This window comes from Arthrobacter sp. SDR-2R, from assembly GCF_057747955.1.
In genome coordinates, this window is sequence record NZ_CM173231.1 from 2,480,255 (window position 1) to 2,493,285 (window position 13,031).

Annotated in this window: 15 protein-coding genes; 11 read left to right on the forward strand and 4 right to left on the reverse strand. The window is 66.7% G+C overall.

Going from position 1 to position 13,031, the window contains the following annotated elements:
• Positions 1 to 72: 72 nt before the first annotated feature.
• From AC3ANU_RS11575 to AC3ANU_RS11590, 4 genes are read left to right on the forward strand one after another with little or no spacing between them, the layout of a single operon-like run.
• Positions 73 to 1,557: an aggregation-promoting factor C-terminal-like domain-containing protein gene (locus AC3ANU_RS11575; protein ID WP_488314564.1), complete on the forward strand. Its 1,485-nt coding sequence runs from the start codon at positions 73 to 75 to the stop codon at positions 1,555 to 1,557.
• 21 nt (positions 1,558 to 1,578) lie between these two features.
• The gene (locus AC3ANU_RS11580) at positions 1,579 to 1,938 is read left to right on the forward strand and encodes a TraR/DksA family transcriptional regulator (RefSeq protein ID WP_056390525.1); all 360 of its coding nucleotides are present in this window, start codon (positions 1,579 to 1,581) and stop codon (positions 1,936 to 1,938) included.
• On the forward strand, positions 1,935 to 2,465 hold the full coding sequence (locus AC3ANU_RS11585) for a DNA alkylation repair protein (protein ID WP_134164690.1): 531 nt from the start codon (positions 1,935 to 1,937) through the stop codon (positions 2,463 to 2,465). The genes AC3ANU_RS11580 and AC3ANU_RS11585 overlap by 4 nt, the downstream gene beginning before the upstream one ends.
• A 25-nt stretch (positions 2,466 to 2,490) precedes the next feature.
• Positions 2,491 to 2,937: a DUF1810 domain-containing protein gene (locus AC3ANU_RS11590; RefSeq protein ID WP_043424958.1), complete on the forward strand. Its 447-nt coding sequence runs from the start codon at positions 2,491 to 2,493 to the stop codon at positions 2,935 to 2,937.
• A gap of 36 nt (positions 2,938 to 2,973) precedes the next feature.
• Here AC3ANU_RS11590 and AC3ANU_RS11595 read toward each other — a convergent pair whose 3' ends face one another.
• Both AC3ANU_RS11595 and AC3ANU_RS11600 read right to left on the reverse strand, forming a co-directional pair.
• Complete coding sequence (locus tag AC3ANU_RS11595; protein WP_056390519.1) at positions 2,974 to 3,867, reverse strand: glucose 1-dehydrogenase; 894 nt, start codon at positions 3,865 to 3,867, stop codon at positions 2,974 to 2,976.
• 156 nt (positions 3,868 to 4,023) lie between these two features.
• A complete protein-coding gene (locus tag AC3ANU_RS11600; RefSeq protein WP_018769365.1) occupies positions 4,024 to 4,530 on the reverse strand; it encodes a metallophosphoesterase family protein in 507 nt (168 codons plus the stop codon).
• A 73-nt stretch (positions 4,531 to 4,603) separates the two neighbouring features.
• Here AC3ANU_RS11600 and AC3ANU_RS11605 point away from each other — a divergent pair, with 73 nt between their 5' ends.
• The 3 genes from AC3ANU_RS11605 (at position 4,604) to AC3ANU_RS11615 (ending at position 7,750) form a co-directional block, all read left to right on the forward strand.
• The gene (locus AC3ANU_RS11605) at positions 4,604 to 4,795 is read left to right on the forward strand and encodes a DUF1918 domain-containing protein (RefSeq protein ID WP_026265782.1); all 192 of its coding nucleotides are present in this window, start codon (positions 4,604 to 4,606) and stop codon (positions 4,793 to 4,795) included.
• Between the two features lie 100 nt (positions 4,796 to 4,895).
• Entirely contained in the window at positions 4,896 to 5,408 is a 513-nt protein-coding gene (locus AC3ANU_RS11610; protein ID WP_018769363.1) for an NUDIX domain-containing protein, read from the forward strand.
• Between the two features lie 560 nt (positions 5,409 to 5,968).
• Positions 5,969 to 7,750 carry a glycosyltransferase gene (locus AC3ANU_RS11615; RefSeq protein WP_488314565.1) on the forward strand — a complete coding sequence of 594 codons (1,782 nt, stop codon included), beginning with the start codon at positions 5,969 to 5,971 and terminating at the stop codon, positions 7,748 to 7,750.
• Between the two features lie 4 nt (positions 7,751 to 7,754).
• Here the strand turns inward: AC3ANU_RS11615 and AC3ANU_RS11620 are convergent, their stop codons facing one another.
• On the reverse strand, positions 7,755 to 8,432 hold the full coding sequence (locus AC3ANU_RS11620) for an endonuclease/exonuclease/phosphatase family protein (RefSeq protein ID WP_018769361.1): 678 nt from the start codon (positions 8,430 to 8,432) through the stop codon (positions 7,755 to 7,757).
• Positions 8,433 to 8,587: 155 nt separating this feature from the next.
• Here AC3ANU_RS11620 and AC3ANU_RS11625 point away from each other — a divergent pair, with 155 nt between their 5' ends.
• From AC3ANU_RS11625 to AC3ANU_RS11640, 4 genes are all read left to right on the forward strand, one after another.
• On the forward strand, positions 8,588 to 9,391 hold the full coding sequence (locus AC3ANU_RS11625; protein WP_488314566.1) for a thioesterase family protein: 804 nt from the start codon (positions 8,588 to 8,590) through the stop codon (positions 9,389 to 9,391).
• A 140-nt stretch (positions 9,392 to 9,531) separates the two neighbouring features.
• Positions 9,532 to 10,074: a PadR family transcriptional regulator gene (locus AC3ANU_RS11630; RefSeq protein WP_488314567.1), complete on the forward strand. Its 543-nt coding sequence runs from the start codon at positions 9,532 to 9,534 to the stop codon at positions 10,072 to 10,074.
• A gap of 4 nt (positions 10,075 to 10,078) precedes the next feature.
• On the forward strand, positions 10,079 to 11,791 hold the full coding sequence (locus AC3ANU_RS11635; protein ID WP_488314568.1) for an ABC1 kinase family protein: 1,713 nt from the start codon (positions 10,079 to 10,081) through the stop codon (positions 11,789 to 11,791).
• 68 nt (positions 11,792 to 11,859) lie between these two features.
• Positions 11,860 to 12,609 (forward strand): lipoate--protein ligase family protein, encoded by a 750-nt coding sequence (locus tag AC3ANU_RS11640; protein ID WP_223991674.1) that lies wholly within the window; start codon positions 11,860 to 11,862, stop codon positions 12,607 to 12,609.
• A 37-nt stretch (positions 12,610 to 12,646) separates the two neighbouring features.
• Here the strand turns inward: AC3ANU_RS11640 and AC3ANU_RS11645 are convergent, their stop codons facing one another.
• A complete protein-coding gene (locus AC3ANU_RS11645) occupies positions 12,647 to 12,904 on the reverse strand; it encodes a mycoredoxin (RefSeq protein WP_018769356.1) in 258 nt (85 codons plus the stop codon).
• Between the last annotated feature and the right edge of the window lie 127 nt (positions 12,905 to 13,031).

Below are 13,031 nucleotides of genomic sequence, written 5' to 3' on the forward strand. Positions count from 1 at the left end.
TCACATTTGGATAACATACGAGGCTCCCCTCTCAATTGCGCAAACGTCTTGATGTACTTCGCATTTCGGGCGGTGACCTCGACCGATGCAGGCAGGGTCTTTATCGCTGCAAACGGTAACAATGTGGCCACGGACGCGCCCTCGGGGGCCGCGCCGGACGGTAAGCTTCGGGACTATGCCCCTGTTCGTGACCAGCCGAGGGACCCGCTCCTCGGTGGCGTGCTGGCCATCGCCCTGGCCGCCGCCACCGTGCTGCCGGCCGCAGCGGAGGAGCCGCCGCCCGGCGGATATCCCTCCTGGTCGGATGTGCAGCAGGCGCAGTCGTCCGAAGCGGCAAAAGCTGCAGAAATTGCCACCATCGACGGGCTCTTGACCGGCCTGCAGGCGCAGTCGGAGGCAGCCGGGGACGCAGCCGTACGGTCGGCCGCCGAATACGCTGCCGCGGATGCAGAGCTCCAGTCCGCCACATCACGCCTGGAAACCCTGTCCGCACGGGCCGCCCGCGCAAACGACGAAGTGGCCCGGTACCGGAAGGACCTCGGCGCCCTGGCCGTGCAGTCGTACAAGACAGGCGGGACCAACGCCGGGTTCTTCGTGGCGCTGGACGCCCTGGGGACCAACAGCGTCCAGGGCCTCAACCTCGTCAAGCTCGTGGGGGACAAGACGGCCGCGTTGGTGGTCAAGGCGGCGGCGGCCGGAAAGGTATCCGCTGCCCTGGTGGAACAGGAAAAGGTTGCCAGGAGCGAACGGGAGCGCCTGTCCGGGGAGGCAAGGGCAAAAGCCGGGGCAGCCAGTTCCGCCAGGGACGCACTGGCACGGCAGGTGGCCGAGGAGCAGCGGCACGGCGGCGAGCTAACGGCCCAGCTTGCCGCCCTGAAAGGGACGACGGCGGCGCTTGAGGGGGAGTACCGCCAAGGCCAGGCTGCGCTGGCTGCCTACGAGGCGGCCCAGGCGGCCAAGCGCGCCGCAGCGGAGGAGCAGGCCCGCCGCCAGGCCGAAGCGGCCGCCAAGGCTGCCGCGGCGGCCGCCCAGCAGCCCAGGCCGCCCGCACCAGCCGCCCCAGCCGCCGTGGGCGGCAATCCTGTCCCGGTGAATCCAGCCCCTGCCAATCCTGTCCCGGCCAACCCTCCGCCGGCCAACCCTCCGCCGGCCAACCCTGTCCCTTCCGTTCCGGAGGCGCCGCCAGCCGAGCCGGCCCTGTTAAGCCCGCCCGCCGTCGTCGTGCCTTCCATTCCCGGCGGAGCGGTCAACGATCCGGCAGGGGCGAAAAGCTACGCGTCCGGACGCCTTGCCGCTTTCGGCTGGGGCCAGGACCAGTTCCTGTGCCTGGCCCAGCTGTGGACCAAGGAATCCAACTGGCTGACCACCGCCACCAACGCGTGGTCCGGGGCCTACGGAATTGCCCAGGCACTGCCGCCCGGCAAGTATGCCAGCGCCGGGAGCGACTGGCTGACCAGCTACCGGACGCAGATCGAATGGGGCCTGGGCTACATCCGTGACCGCTACGGGTCGCCCTGCGGGGCATGGAACCATTCCGTATCCCTGAACTGGTACTGACTGACGCGCTAGGCTTTCCCCATGCCAGATTTCGGACGGTTCCGTGCACTGCTCGAAGAGGAGCGGACGCGGCGGATGGCGCTGCTGCCGGCGCTGCGGGCGGACATCGACGCTGCGAATTCGGCCCGCCAGGACTCCAACGTCGACGACGAACACGATCCGGAGGGCGCCACGATCGCCTTCGAGCTGTCACAGGCATCGGCGCTGCTGAAACAAAGCTCGGCGGGGCTGGACCAGATTGAAGCTGCCCTGGCCCGGCTGGCCGCGGGGACCTATGGCATCTGTGCGGTGTGCGGGGAACCCATCGCCGAGGGCAGGCTGGAAGCCCGGCCCTGGACCCCGTTCTGCATCCACCACGCCTCCGCGGGGCGCGCGCGGTGACCGGCACGGCGGACGTGGTGTCCGCTGCGGCGGAATTTGTTGACCGTACCCTCCAGAATGAGGGCGCCTGGTACCGCGCGGACGACGTCGCACACCGCCTGGGCGGTGTGCTGGCCTCGTATGGTTCCTCCGTGGGCGCCGTCCGTGGAACTGTGCGCGACGCCCTGCGCAAATTCAAGGACCTGGACCACGACGCAACCGTGATGCTGGCCTCTGCCCTCTGGGGACAGCCGGGGCCCGGCTCCCGCCCGGTTTTCGAGCGCCGCCTTGCCGCCGTGGTGCTGCTGCAGTCACGGGTGCGGCTCCTGCAGCATTCGGACCTGACCCGGCTGGAAGGCTTCCTCCGCTCCGCCCACACAGCGGATCTGACCGCGCCCCTGCTCTCCGATGTCCTGATGCCGCTGCTGGCAGGGCTGGGGGAGCGTGAACGGCAGCGGGCCCGCGGTGTGGTGGAACGGTGGAGCGGGGACCCGGACGCCCATCTTCAGGCGGCGGCCGCTGCCCTCATGAAGGAACTGACTTTCTAAAAGCGGACGAATGAAGGAGATCCACATGAATGAGCCGTTTGATCTTGGGCGATTTGTTGCCGCCCAAAACACCGGCGGAACCTATGACCAGGCGTTGGGGGAGCTGCAGGTCGGCCGGAAGTCCGGGCACTGGATGTGGTTCATCTTCCCGCAGATTGCCGGGCTGGGGCAGAGCGCCATGTCACGTAAATACGCCATCTCTTCACTGGCTGAAGCCCGGGCCTACCTGGACCACGAAGTCCTGGGCCCGCGGCTTCTCGAGTGTGCCACGGTCCTGGCCAACCATGCCGACCAGCCGGCCGAGGACATCTTCGGTGGCATCGACGCCAGGAAACTCCGCTCCTCCATGACACTGTTCCTCCGGGCAGCACCCGGAGAAACAGTGTTCAAGACTGTCCTGGCCCAGTTCTTCAACGGCGAGCCGGACCCTGCCACCGACGAGCTCCTGGCGGCGCAGGACGCAGCCGGCTGACCACACGGACCGGGGCAGCCGGAGCGCGGCTGGCTGCTAGGGCGTGGGGCTGCCGCCGTTGACGTTCAGCGTTTCGCCCACGACGTAGCTGGACTCCGGCGACGCCAGGAAGACGTAGGCGGGGGCCAGTTCGGCGGGCTGGCCGGCACGGCCCAGGGGCGTGGACTGGCCGAACTCCGGCAGCTGCTCCTTGGGCTGGCCGCTGCTGACCTGCAGGGGCGTCCAGATGGGGCCGGGGGCCACAGCGTTCACCCGGATGCCCTTGGGCGCAAGCTGCTGGGCCAGGCCCTTGGTGAAGTTGTTGATGCCCGCCTTGGTGGTGGCATAGTCCACCAGGGTGGGGGACGGGTTGTAGGCCTGGATGGACGTGGTGTTGATGATGGTCGAACCCGCAGGCATATGCGGCACGGCGGCCTTGGTCACCCAGAACATCGCGTAGACATTGGTCTTCAGGGTGTGGTCGAACTGCTCGTCGGAAATGTCCTGCAGGTCCTCTTGGGCCACCTGTTTCCCGGCATTGTTGACCAGGATATCCACCCCGCCCAGGACCGCCACCGCCGTTTCCACCAGGTCGCGGCATGCCGCCGAATCCTTGAGGTCAGCGGGCACCTTGACGGCCTTGCGGCCGGCCGCTTCAATGATTCCGGCGATGCGCGAGGCGTCCGCTTCTTCCTGCGGCAGGTAGGACAGCACGACGTCGGCGCCTTCCCTTGCAAAGGCGATCGCCGTCGCGGCCCCGATGCCGGAGTCCGCGCCGGTGACGATGGCCCGGCGGCCTTCCAGCCGGCCGGTGCCGCGGTAGGTCTCCTCGCCCAGGTCGGCCTTGGGTTCGAGTTCTGCATCCAGCCCCGGCTCGGGCTGGTGCTGCCTGGGCGGGGAGATTTTTTCGTAGGCCGTCACGGGATTGCGGAAGGTGTACTGGTCAGTCATGGTGGTCCTCCTGGTCGTGCGGACACGGGCTGGTTCGTCGCCCCGGGTACTGAAGCAGCCCGCGATTTGCACCGTTACAGGAAGGCAAAAAGCTAAGCATGCTTACGGTTCCTAGCCTAGGCAGAGAGGCCGCCTCATGCCAAGCGGCGCGGCGGGTCAGTCACGCTGGACCGTGACCAGCCGGACCTCGGCCAACTGACCGCCGTCGACCGTGGCCTCCATGAACGTGCACGCCGGCTGGCGGCGGCGGTCCGTGGGCGACCCGGGGTTCAGCAGCCGCAGGCCGTTCGGCGACACCGTGTCCCACGGGATGTGGCTGTGGCCGAACACCAGGACATCGGCGTCGGGAAAGAGCGCATCGCACCGCACTTCGCGGCCCTTGGCCGGCCCCGTCTCATGGACCACCGCAAAGCGGACTCCGTCCAGGTTGGCAGTTGCCGTTTCGGGCAGGCGCCGGCGCAATTCGGGCCCATCGTTATTGCCAAAAACACCCAGCAGCCGGTTGCTCCGGCGTTCGAATTCGTCCAGCAGGGCTGCCTCCACCCAGTCGCCCGCGTGGAATACGGCATCGGCATTTTCGACGGCGGACCACACCTGTTCCGGCAGGTCCCTGGCGCGTTTGGGTATGTGGGTATCGGCGAGCAGGATGAGGTTCAACGGCATACCGGAATCCTGCCATGGTGCCCTGTTCCCACGCGGCCACGAGTCGTAATCTGGGGGCTGGGAGGTGATTGCCATGGAGGCAGCCCAAGGCGACCGTATTGTCGTGCACGGCAGGACCGTGGGGTCCTCGGACCGGCATGGGGTGATTCTTGAAGTCCGTGGCGAGGGCGGCAGCCCACCATATGTGGTCCGCTTTGACGACGGGCATGAAACCGTCATGTATCCCGGCGGTGATTTCGCCGTCGACCACGGAAACAAGACCTGACCTGACGGGGCCGGCGGGATTCCGCCCGCCCCCTGGCCCGCCCCACCGCCTGGCCCGCCGGTGCTTCACCTGCGGGTGCTTCACCTGTCAGACTGGAACGATGGATCTCTTTCCGTCCGCCAGCACGTCCTCCACTCCGCCGCCGCGCACCGGCCCGCGCGACCCGGGCGACGCATGGGTGGAGGGGGAACGCGGCCGGTACTGGGGCAGGTTCGGCGCGGCCGGCGTCCTGGCCTACGACCCCGGCAAAGGTGTGCTGCTGCAGCACCGCGCCGTCTGGAGCCACAACGGTGGAACTTGGGGCCTGCCCGGCGGGGCACTGCACCAGGGCGAGGAACCGGTCGACGGTGCCCTCCGCGAAGCCTACGAGGAAGCTGCCGTCCCGCCGGAGAGCGTGGAAGTGCTGTTCACCTCCGTGCTGGACCACGGCTACTGGTCCTACACCACCGTGGTGGTGCTGGTGCGGGAATCCTTCGAGCCCGTCATCAGCGATCCCGAAAGCATCGCACTGCTCTGGATTCCCACAGCCGAGGTGGACGCACTGGAGCTGCACCCCGGATTCGCGGCGTCGTGGCCGGACCTGCTGGCGCGGCTGGACACCCAGGATCCCTGATAAGCCTTTCCTGGACTGCCCACCCTGGAAGTTGGACTGACGGACCGGGCTGCCCTGCGGGCGTGTGTAGGTATCCCTGGCGCGAAATTAGGTACCCGTTACTGGTGCTGCCCGCATGTGCAGGCCGTTATGCTCCAAGCTACGGCGAAGTCGGGGCTGCTTGATCTCTGGGCAGGTAAACCGGACAACCACCGTATTAGCCCTGACGTGTCCCATTTTTGGGGCCATCTCCGGTTGGCTGAATCTACTTCCCAGCCACGAAGCAAGGTTGGTGAGCCAGTTGTCCATTCCTCTCCTGTCACCGGGTGCCACGTCGCAGCCAGGCTTACTGCCGGGCCGGACTCCTGCGGGGGTCCAGATCCCTGCCACTACACAGCGACATCAATATCCTGCATTCTTCGGCATGGTGGCGCATGCGGCGCGGGAGCGCGTCCTCCCGGTACCCGGGCAGCGTGAGGACCAAGATGCCGCGCTCCGCCGCCGGTAGTGCCTTCGCCCGGCTTCGGGGCAGCCGGCCCCAGGATCCCCGCCATGCCCTGGCGCCCCAGGCAGGAGACACCATGACCGCCGTGCTCGATGCCCCCGGACGCAACGGTGGGCGCCTGCGGCCCCGCGATGTGGTCTTCGCACTGGCAGGTGTCGTATCGCTGGTGCTCGCCGCAGGGGCGGCCTCCACCGTGGACCTGCCCGTCAACAGCGACCTCGGGCTCGTTGCCGTCCTGCCCTATCCGTACTGGATGGGGCTCGTGCTGATCAATCTCACCTTCATCGCGGCGCTGCGGGGGGACGCCCGGGGCCCGGCGGGCCGCGCAGTGATGGTGTGGCTCCTCGCAGTGCTGGTTGTGGAGCTGTTTGGGACCGCAGCGTTTGTGACCGACATACCGCGGGGCGAAGTAGCGTTCAGGCATTTGGGCATTGCCGACGCACTATCAAGCACGCAGGTCATAGATCCTGACATTGACGCGTACTTCAACTGGCCGGGTTTCTTTGCCCTCCTGGCCACGGTCATCAAGGCATCCGGCCTCCAACCGGTGAGCATAGCCCTGTGGGCTCCTGTGTTCGACGTTGGGCTGTGGCTCATGGCCCTGGCAGTGCTTGCCCGGACCTTGACCGCTGATCCGCGACGGCGTTGGCTGGTGCTCTGGCTTTTTTGCCTGGGAAACTGGCAGGATCAGGACTATCTGTCCCCGCAGGCCTTCGCTTTCTTCCTGTACCTCATCCTGATCGCCCTGCTCGTCGGACCATTGGCCGCGAACCCCGGCACTTTCCGTGGCTTCCGGCCCGCCGACCTGGCGGTTTGGTGGCGGGGCCGGTCCCCCTGGGAGCAAAGGCCGCAGCACCGGGTGAGCGCTTTCGTGGTGGCCCTCCTGCTTGTCGCTGTGATCTGTGCAAGCCATCAGCTGACGCCCTTCATGATGCTCATTGCCATGACCGCCCTCAGCCTCAGTGGGCGTCTCTGGTCCAGCCGGCTGCCGCTGATCACTGCTGTGGTGCTTGTACTCTGGCTGGTTTACCCGGCAAGTGCCTATCTCATTGGACACCCGCCCCTTGAGGACGCAGGATTCCAGGGTGCGGTTGCGGCTAATGTCGTTGACCGCGTCACCGGGACCCCGGGCCATTCGCTCGTCGTGAAAGTCCGAATGGTCCTGACCCTCGTGCTGTGGGTCCTCGCGGCGGCAGGGGCGGTACGGGACTGGCGTAGGAAGCGGCTTGACATCCGGGTGGTCCTGCTTGCAGTCACCCCGCTCCTGCTGTTCCCGATGCAGTCATACGGCGGGGAAATGCTCATCCGCGTCTCCCTGTTCGCGCTGCCCTTCGTCGCCCTGCAGGCGTCCTCGGCCCTGCTGCCAAGGGAGGGCGGCACGCGCCTTCCTTTCCTGGCCGTGTTGGCCCTTGTGCCCACCTTCCTGCTGCTGACCTTGTTGATCGAGACCAGCAGGTTCGGGAATACGAAGTTCGACATCTTCACCGACAGTGAGATGGCCGCCGTGGCCGAAGTGGAGCGGATCGCGCCTCACGGGGCGGCCATTATTTCCGCTGCCCACCCCACACCATGGCGCAGCGATGCCTACCTGGAACACCGGTACCGGACCATGGACGAGTTGTGCCGGCGGGACTTGTCAGCAGCGAGCTGCGGCCCAATCTTCTATAACTACGGCCGGCACAACCCTGCCGGCGCCTTCGTGCTGCTCATGCGGTCAACAGAGGCAAGCCTCGAGCTCCAGGGCCAGAGCACCGAACGCAACTCCAAGGAATTGGAAGACTGGCTAAAGGCCCAAGGAGGCGTGGAGCTCATATTCAGTAACGCCGACGCCCGAATCTACCGGTTGCCGTCGCCCTGATCCTTTAGTAGCCCTCGCCGTACTCGGCGGTCACCAGGATGGGCAGGTGATCGGAGTTTCCGCGCGGCAGGGTTTCCACGCTGGTGATGTCCAGGCCCAGGGACGTGGCAAAGTCGAAATGACCCTTGAACACCTTGTACCTGGTGTAGGTCCGCCTGTTGCTCAGCGAGAGGGCGTACCCCGAGTTCTTCATATGCATGTCCAGGTTCTTGGTGAAGAACGGATAGTTGAAGTCGCCCACCATCAGGGTCATCAACCCCTTGCCCATGCTCAGCAGTTCGGCGTGGGCTGCGTGGATCTGCTTCCTGCGCAGCGAGTTCGATGCGGTCAGCGGGGCTGCGTGGAACGAGCCGATCACCAGTTCATGCTGGGTTTCGTTGTCCATCACCCGTGTTCCGATGAGCCGCTCATGGGCCGGGGCCAGCACCCGGTCATGCATGGATTTCTTTAAGGCGAAGGATTGCGTGTCCAATGCCGTGAACCGGGTGGTTCGGTAATAGATGGCCAGCCCCAGCCGGTTGCCCTTGGTGACGTCGGCCAGGTGCAGGGGACCAAGGGTCTCCGGCAGATCGCTGGAATCCACTTCCTGGAGGCACAGCGCATCGATGTCATGGTTCCGTGCCAGGGCAAGAAGCTCGCCGCTGGCCTTGTGCTTGCGGAGGTTATAGCTGATGACGCGCATGGAACCTCTTTTGGGTTGCTGACAGGGCCAGTTCCTGAGTCTAGTCCGATTGGCACCCGCACCCTCCAACATTTCGTGGCCTTGCCGCAGCGTGCCTTCCACGGCAGGAGGATAGAGTTAGTGCCAATTCACTGAAATTCCGTAAGGGGCCAGCCTTGACTGCAGACCTGTCCGAACTCGCCGGGGGCAACTTCTACTACCAGGACCTTGGCGGCGGCCTGTTCCGGTCCACCATCCACGCCCAGGGCGCCTGGAACGCCCACGAACAGCACATGGCTCCCGCTTCCGGGTTGATGGCAGATGTCCTGGAACGGCACCAGCCGCGCGGGGACATGCGGATGGCCCGGATCAGCTACGAAATCCTTGGGCTGATTCCCGGCGGCGAGTTCCGCATTGACACCACCACCCTGCGGCCCGGCAGGACCATCGAACTGGTCCAGGCCGAGCTGGTGGCCGGGGGCCGGACCGCGATCCGTGCCACCGGCTGGCGCCTGCAGACCAGTGACACCGCAGGGGTGGCCGCCGTCGAGGACGCGGCGATACCGGGGCCCGATGAATGCAAACCCTATGACGGCTCCGCCGTGTGGCCCGGAGGCTACATCCGGTCCCTCGAAATGCGGGTGGCCGAAGGGCACCGGCCGGGCGCCGGGAAAGTATGGCTCCGCACCGACCATCCGCTGACCGACCGGGCGGACAGCGGTGACTTCGCGCGGCTCATGGGTCTGGTGGATACCGCCAACGGCATTGCCGCCCGGGTACCTCCGGGCAAGGACAGCTATGCGTTCCCCAACCTGGACCTGCAGATCCACATGTACCGCAGGCCCGAGGGGGAGTGGCTGGGGCTGGACAACGCGGTGTCGTTCGGCCGCGACGGGATCGGGCTGACCTCCACCGTGCTGCACGACCGGCAGGGCCCGTTCGGCCGCGCTGAACAAATCCTGACCCTGCGCAAATCCTGACCCTGCGCACGTCCTGACAGTACGCGGGCGGTGGCCGGCTGCTGGGTGTCCGCGGGCAGCATCCTTGCTCCTGGTATGGTGCGCGGCGTATATCGCTGAGTATCGTTGTATATCGTTCGCGATCGGCAAAGGAGTTCATCATGCGTGCTTCACACCCCACAGGGGGATTCGGCGGGAACAATCTGGACGGCATGTGGCAGGCCGTGGAGGACTTGCGCGCCCGTTTCGACAAACGGGTGGGAACCCGCGCCGGGAAGGGAGAGGTGCGGGCAGCGGTGCTGGCACTGCTCGCGGAACGGCCCATGCATGGGTACCAGATCATCCGGGAGATCGAGGAGCGCAGCGGCGGCAGCTGGAAACCGAGCGCGGGTTCTGTCTACCCCACGCTGCAGCTGCTGGCCGATGAAGGGTCCATCAGCGCCGAGGAATCCAACGGGCGGAAGATCTACTCGCTGACCGAAGCCGGCCGTGAGGAGGTGGCGGCCCAGCGGGGATCTGCGCCATGGGATCCGGCGGCCTCCATGAACGGAGGCGGCATCGCTTCCCTTCCCAAGGCCGGGATTGAACTGGCCCAGGCTGCGGCGCAGGTAGGCCGAACCGGTTCAGCGGAACAGGTGCAGCAGGCGGTGGCAGTGCTGGACGAGGCCCGCCGCCGGCTCTACGCCATCCTCGCCCGGGACTGATCGGGTGTCGTCGATCGTCCATGCCAGGGACGACCCGCAGCGCCCGTTGAGGCAGCACCGCGGGCGCTACCGGCGGATCCTGCGCTTCGCCGCCTGGAACCTTGCAACCACGTGGTGGTTTGAGCTGTTCCTGCCGCGGATAGGGCTTGGTGGCGTCGCCGCCCGGACGCGCTCCCGGAGGATGCGGCAGTTTGCCCGGCGGTTCCATGACCTGGCCGTGGAACTCGGGGGCCTGATGATCAAGGTGGGCCAGTTCCTGTCCTCCCGGCTCGACGTCCTGCCTCCGGAGATCACCAAAGAGCTCGAAGGGCTGCAGGACGAGGTGCCGCCGGTGGCCTTCCCTGGAATCGCCGCCCTGGCGGGACAGGAACTGGGTGCACCGCCGGACCAGGTTTTCGCCTCCGTGGACGAGTCTCCGATTGCAGCCGCCTCGCTGGGACAGGCCCACCGGGCCCGCCTGAACCCCCTGGATGCCGGGGACACTGGACTGGATGCCGTGGTCCTGAAAGTTCAGCGTCCGGGCATCGGCGCCATCGTCGACGTCGACCTTGCCGCGCTGCGGAAAGTGGCCGGCTGGGTCAGCCACGTCCGGCTCGTCTCCCGCCGCGCCGACATGCGTGCCCTGGTAGAGGAATTCGCCATGATCAGCCTGCAGGAGATTGATTACCTGCACGAGGCAGTCAACGCCGAGCGCTTTGCGGCTGACTTTGCCGGTGATGACCGGGTGGCGGTACCGGAAGTTGTCTGGGAACGGACAACCCGCCGTGTACTCACCCTTGAGGATGTCACGGCCATCAAGATCACCGATGCCCGTGCGCTCCGTGCCGCGGGCATCGATCCCGCCACGGTGGCCCCGGTTTTTGCCGCCATCATGTTCGACCAGCTGTTCACCAACGGCTTCTTCCATGCGGACCCGCATCCTGGGAACATTTTCGTCACTCCCGTCCGTGCAGGCGCAGGCGAACGCCCCTGGAAACTGACGTTCATTGACTTCGGCATGATGGGCGAGGTTACCCCATCCACGCGCAGCGGCCTGCGGAAGCTCCTGATCGCAGCAGCCGCACGCGACGGCAAGGGACTCGTGGCGGCGATCAATGACGTCGGCGTCCTGATGCCGTCGGCGGACAGCGATGGCCTGGAACGCGCCATGACCCAGCTCTTTGCCCGCTTCGGCGGCATGGGCTTTGCCGAGCTCCGCGAAGTCGACCCCCGGGAGTTCCGGGATTTCGCGGTGGAGTTCGGCGACGTGGTCCGCTCGCTGCCGTTCCAGCTGCCGGAGAATTTCCTGCTGATCATTCGAGCCATGTCCCTGACCTCCGGTGTGTGCAGCGCGCTGGATGAACGTTTCAACCTCTGGGACTCGGTGGAACCCTACGCGGCGCAGCTGCTGCGCGACGAGCGCGGCAACGTGGTGCAGGACGTGGCCCGGCAGGCGCTCGATGCCGCCGGTATTGCCTTGCGCCTGCCCGGCAGGCTGGACGCGCTGGCCGGCCGGCTTGAGGAGGGCTCGCTGGAGGTGGCTGTTCCGCGGCTGGAGCGGCAGGCGGCGCGGCTGGAACGGGCGGGACGGCGCGCGGCCTCCGCCGTGGTTTTCGGTGCCCTGCTGGTGGCCGGCGCCATCGTCCGCGCCGACGACCTGGCGGCCGGGAACGCGCTGATGGCTGCGTCGTCCCTTCCGCTGCTGCACGCCCTGTGGGCCGGGCGCCGGGTTCGTTAAGGCGGTTGCCGCCGTCGGGCGTAACCTAGGGATGGCCTGCCCGCACCCGACCCAGGAGTTTCGCAACAATGCACCACACCGGTACAGGACTCCGCACGCTTACCGTGGTGCGGCAGGACGTGTCCCTCGGCGCGGGCCGTGACCTCGAATTCGGCCTGGAGCTGCTGGCCAGGGCCAGGAGCGGCGGCATCGGCCCCACCCTGCGGCTGTACCGGCCGGCTCCCACTGTGGCGTTCGGGCAGCGGGACACCCGCCTGCCCGGCTTTGACGCCGCCGCCCGTGCCTGCCGGGACAACGGCTTCGAACCCCTGGTCCGGCGGGCGGGGGGACGCGCGGCCGCCTACCACCGTGGCACCCTTGTGGTGGACCATATCGAACCGGACGCGGACGCCGTCGCCGGTTCCAAAACCAGGTTCGGTTACTTCGGTGAGCTCTTTGCGCAGGCGCTGCGGGGCGTTGGGGTGCAGGCGGCGGTGGGGGAAATCCCAGGCGAGTACTGTCCCGGTGAATTCAGCGTGCATGGAACGGATCCAGCGGACAACTCCCGGCGGGTGAAACTGGTGGGTACCGCGCAGCGTGTGGTCTCGGGTGGCTGGCTCTTCAGCTCCGTCATCGTGGTGGAGGATTCCGCCCCGATCCGCAAGGTCCTCACCGACAGCTATGCCGCGCTCGGCCTGGACTGGGACCCGGCAACCGCCGGTGCCGCCAACGACCTGGTGCCCGGCCTTGACGTGGCAGCCGTTGAGCGGTCCCTGCTGGAAACATATGCGGGCCATGCCACCCTGGAAACTGCTTCCTTCAGCAGCCTGGGGGCATGACCCGCACTAAAGTTGCGGCGATGCCGCGCCTTGCCGGTCAGGCAGCCAGCCGGCTCTTGACCTCGGCAGCAGACGGGTTGGTGGCTGCGGAGCCGTCCGGGAAAAGCACGGTGGGAACCGTACGGTTGCCCCCGTTCAGCTGCTCCACGAGTTCGGCAGTGCCGTCCACCTCTTCGATGTTGACTTCCGTGTAGCCGATGCCCTGCGCGTCCAGCTGCTTCTTGAGCCGGTTGCAGTAGCCGCACCAGGTGGTGGAGAACATCGTGATGGTGCCGGATTCGGGAGTGAAGTCCACAGGGATCTCCTATACGTCGCTTGAAAGGTTTCCTTACCGTCAACCGTAGCGTGGCTGCCGGTATTCCCCGGTGCCTGACGCCTGGAACGGCGCCGGATGACAGTTTGTGGCGGGCGGTGGCAAGCTG

Coding starts and splice junctions, on each gene's coding strand:
- AC3ANU_RS11580 (WP_056390525.1), top strand. CDS start 1,579: ATGCCAGATTTCGGACGGTTCCGTGCACTGCTCGAAGAGGAGCGGACG.
- AC3ANU_RS11590 (WP_043424958.1), top strand. CDS start 2,491: ATGAATGAGCCGTTTGATCTTGGGCGATTTGTTGCCGCCCAAAACACC.
- AC3ANU_RS11595 (WP_056390519.1), bottom strand. CDS start 3,867: ATGACTGACCAGTACACCTTCCGCAATCCCGTGACGGCCTACGAAAAA.
- AC3ANU_RS11600 (WP_018769365.1), bottom strand. CDS start 4,530: ATGCCGTTGAACCTCATCCTGCTCGCCGATACCCACATACCCAAACGC.
- AC3ANU_RS11605 (WP_026265782.1), top strand. CDS start 4,604: ATGGAGGCAGCCCAAGGCGACCGTATTGTCGTGCACGGCAGGACCGTG.
- AC3ANU_RS11610 (WP_018769363.1), top strand. CDS start 4,896: ATGGATCTCTTTCCGTCCGCCAGCACGTCCTCCACTCCGCCGCCGCGC.
- AC3ANU_RS11615 (WP_488314565.1), top strand. CDS start 5,969: ATGACCGCCGTGCTCGATGCCCCCGGACGCAACGGTGGGCGCCTGCGG.
- AC3ANU_RS11620 (WP_018769361.1), bottom strand. CDS start 8,432: ATGCGCGTCATCAGCTATAACCTCCGCAAGCACAAGGCCAGCGGCGAG.
- AC3ANU_RS11630 (WP_488314567.1), top strand. CDS start 9,532: ATGCGTGCTTCACACCCCACAGGGGGATTCGGCGGGAACAATCTGGAC.
- AC3ANU_RS11640 (WP_223991674.1), top strand. CDS start 11,860: ATGCACCACACCGGTACAGGACTCCGCACGCTTACCGTGGTGCGGCAG.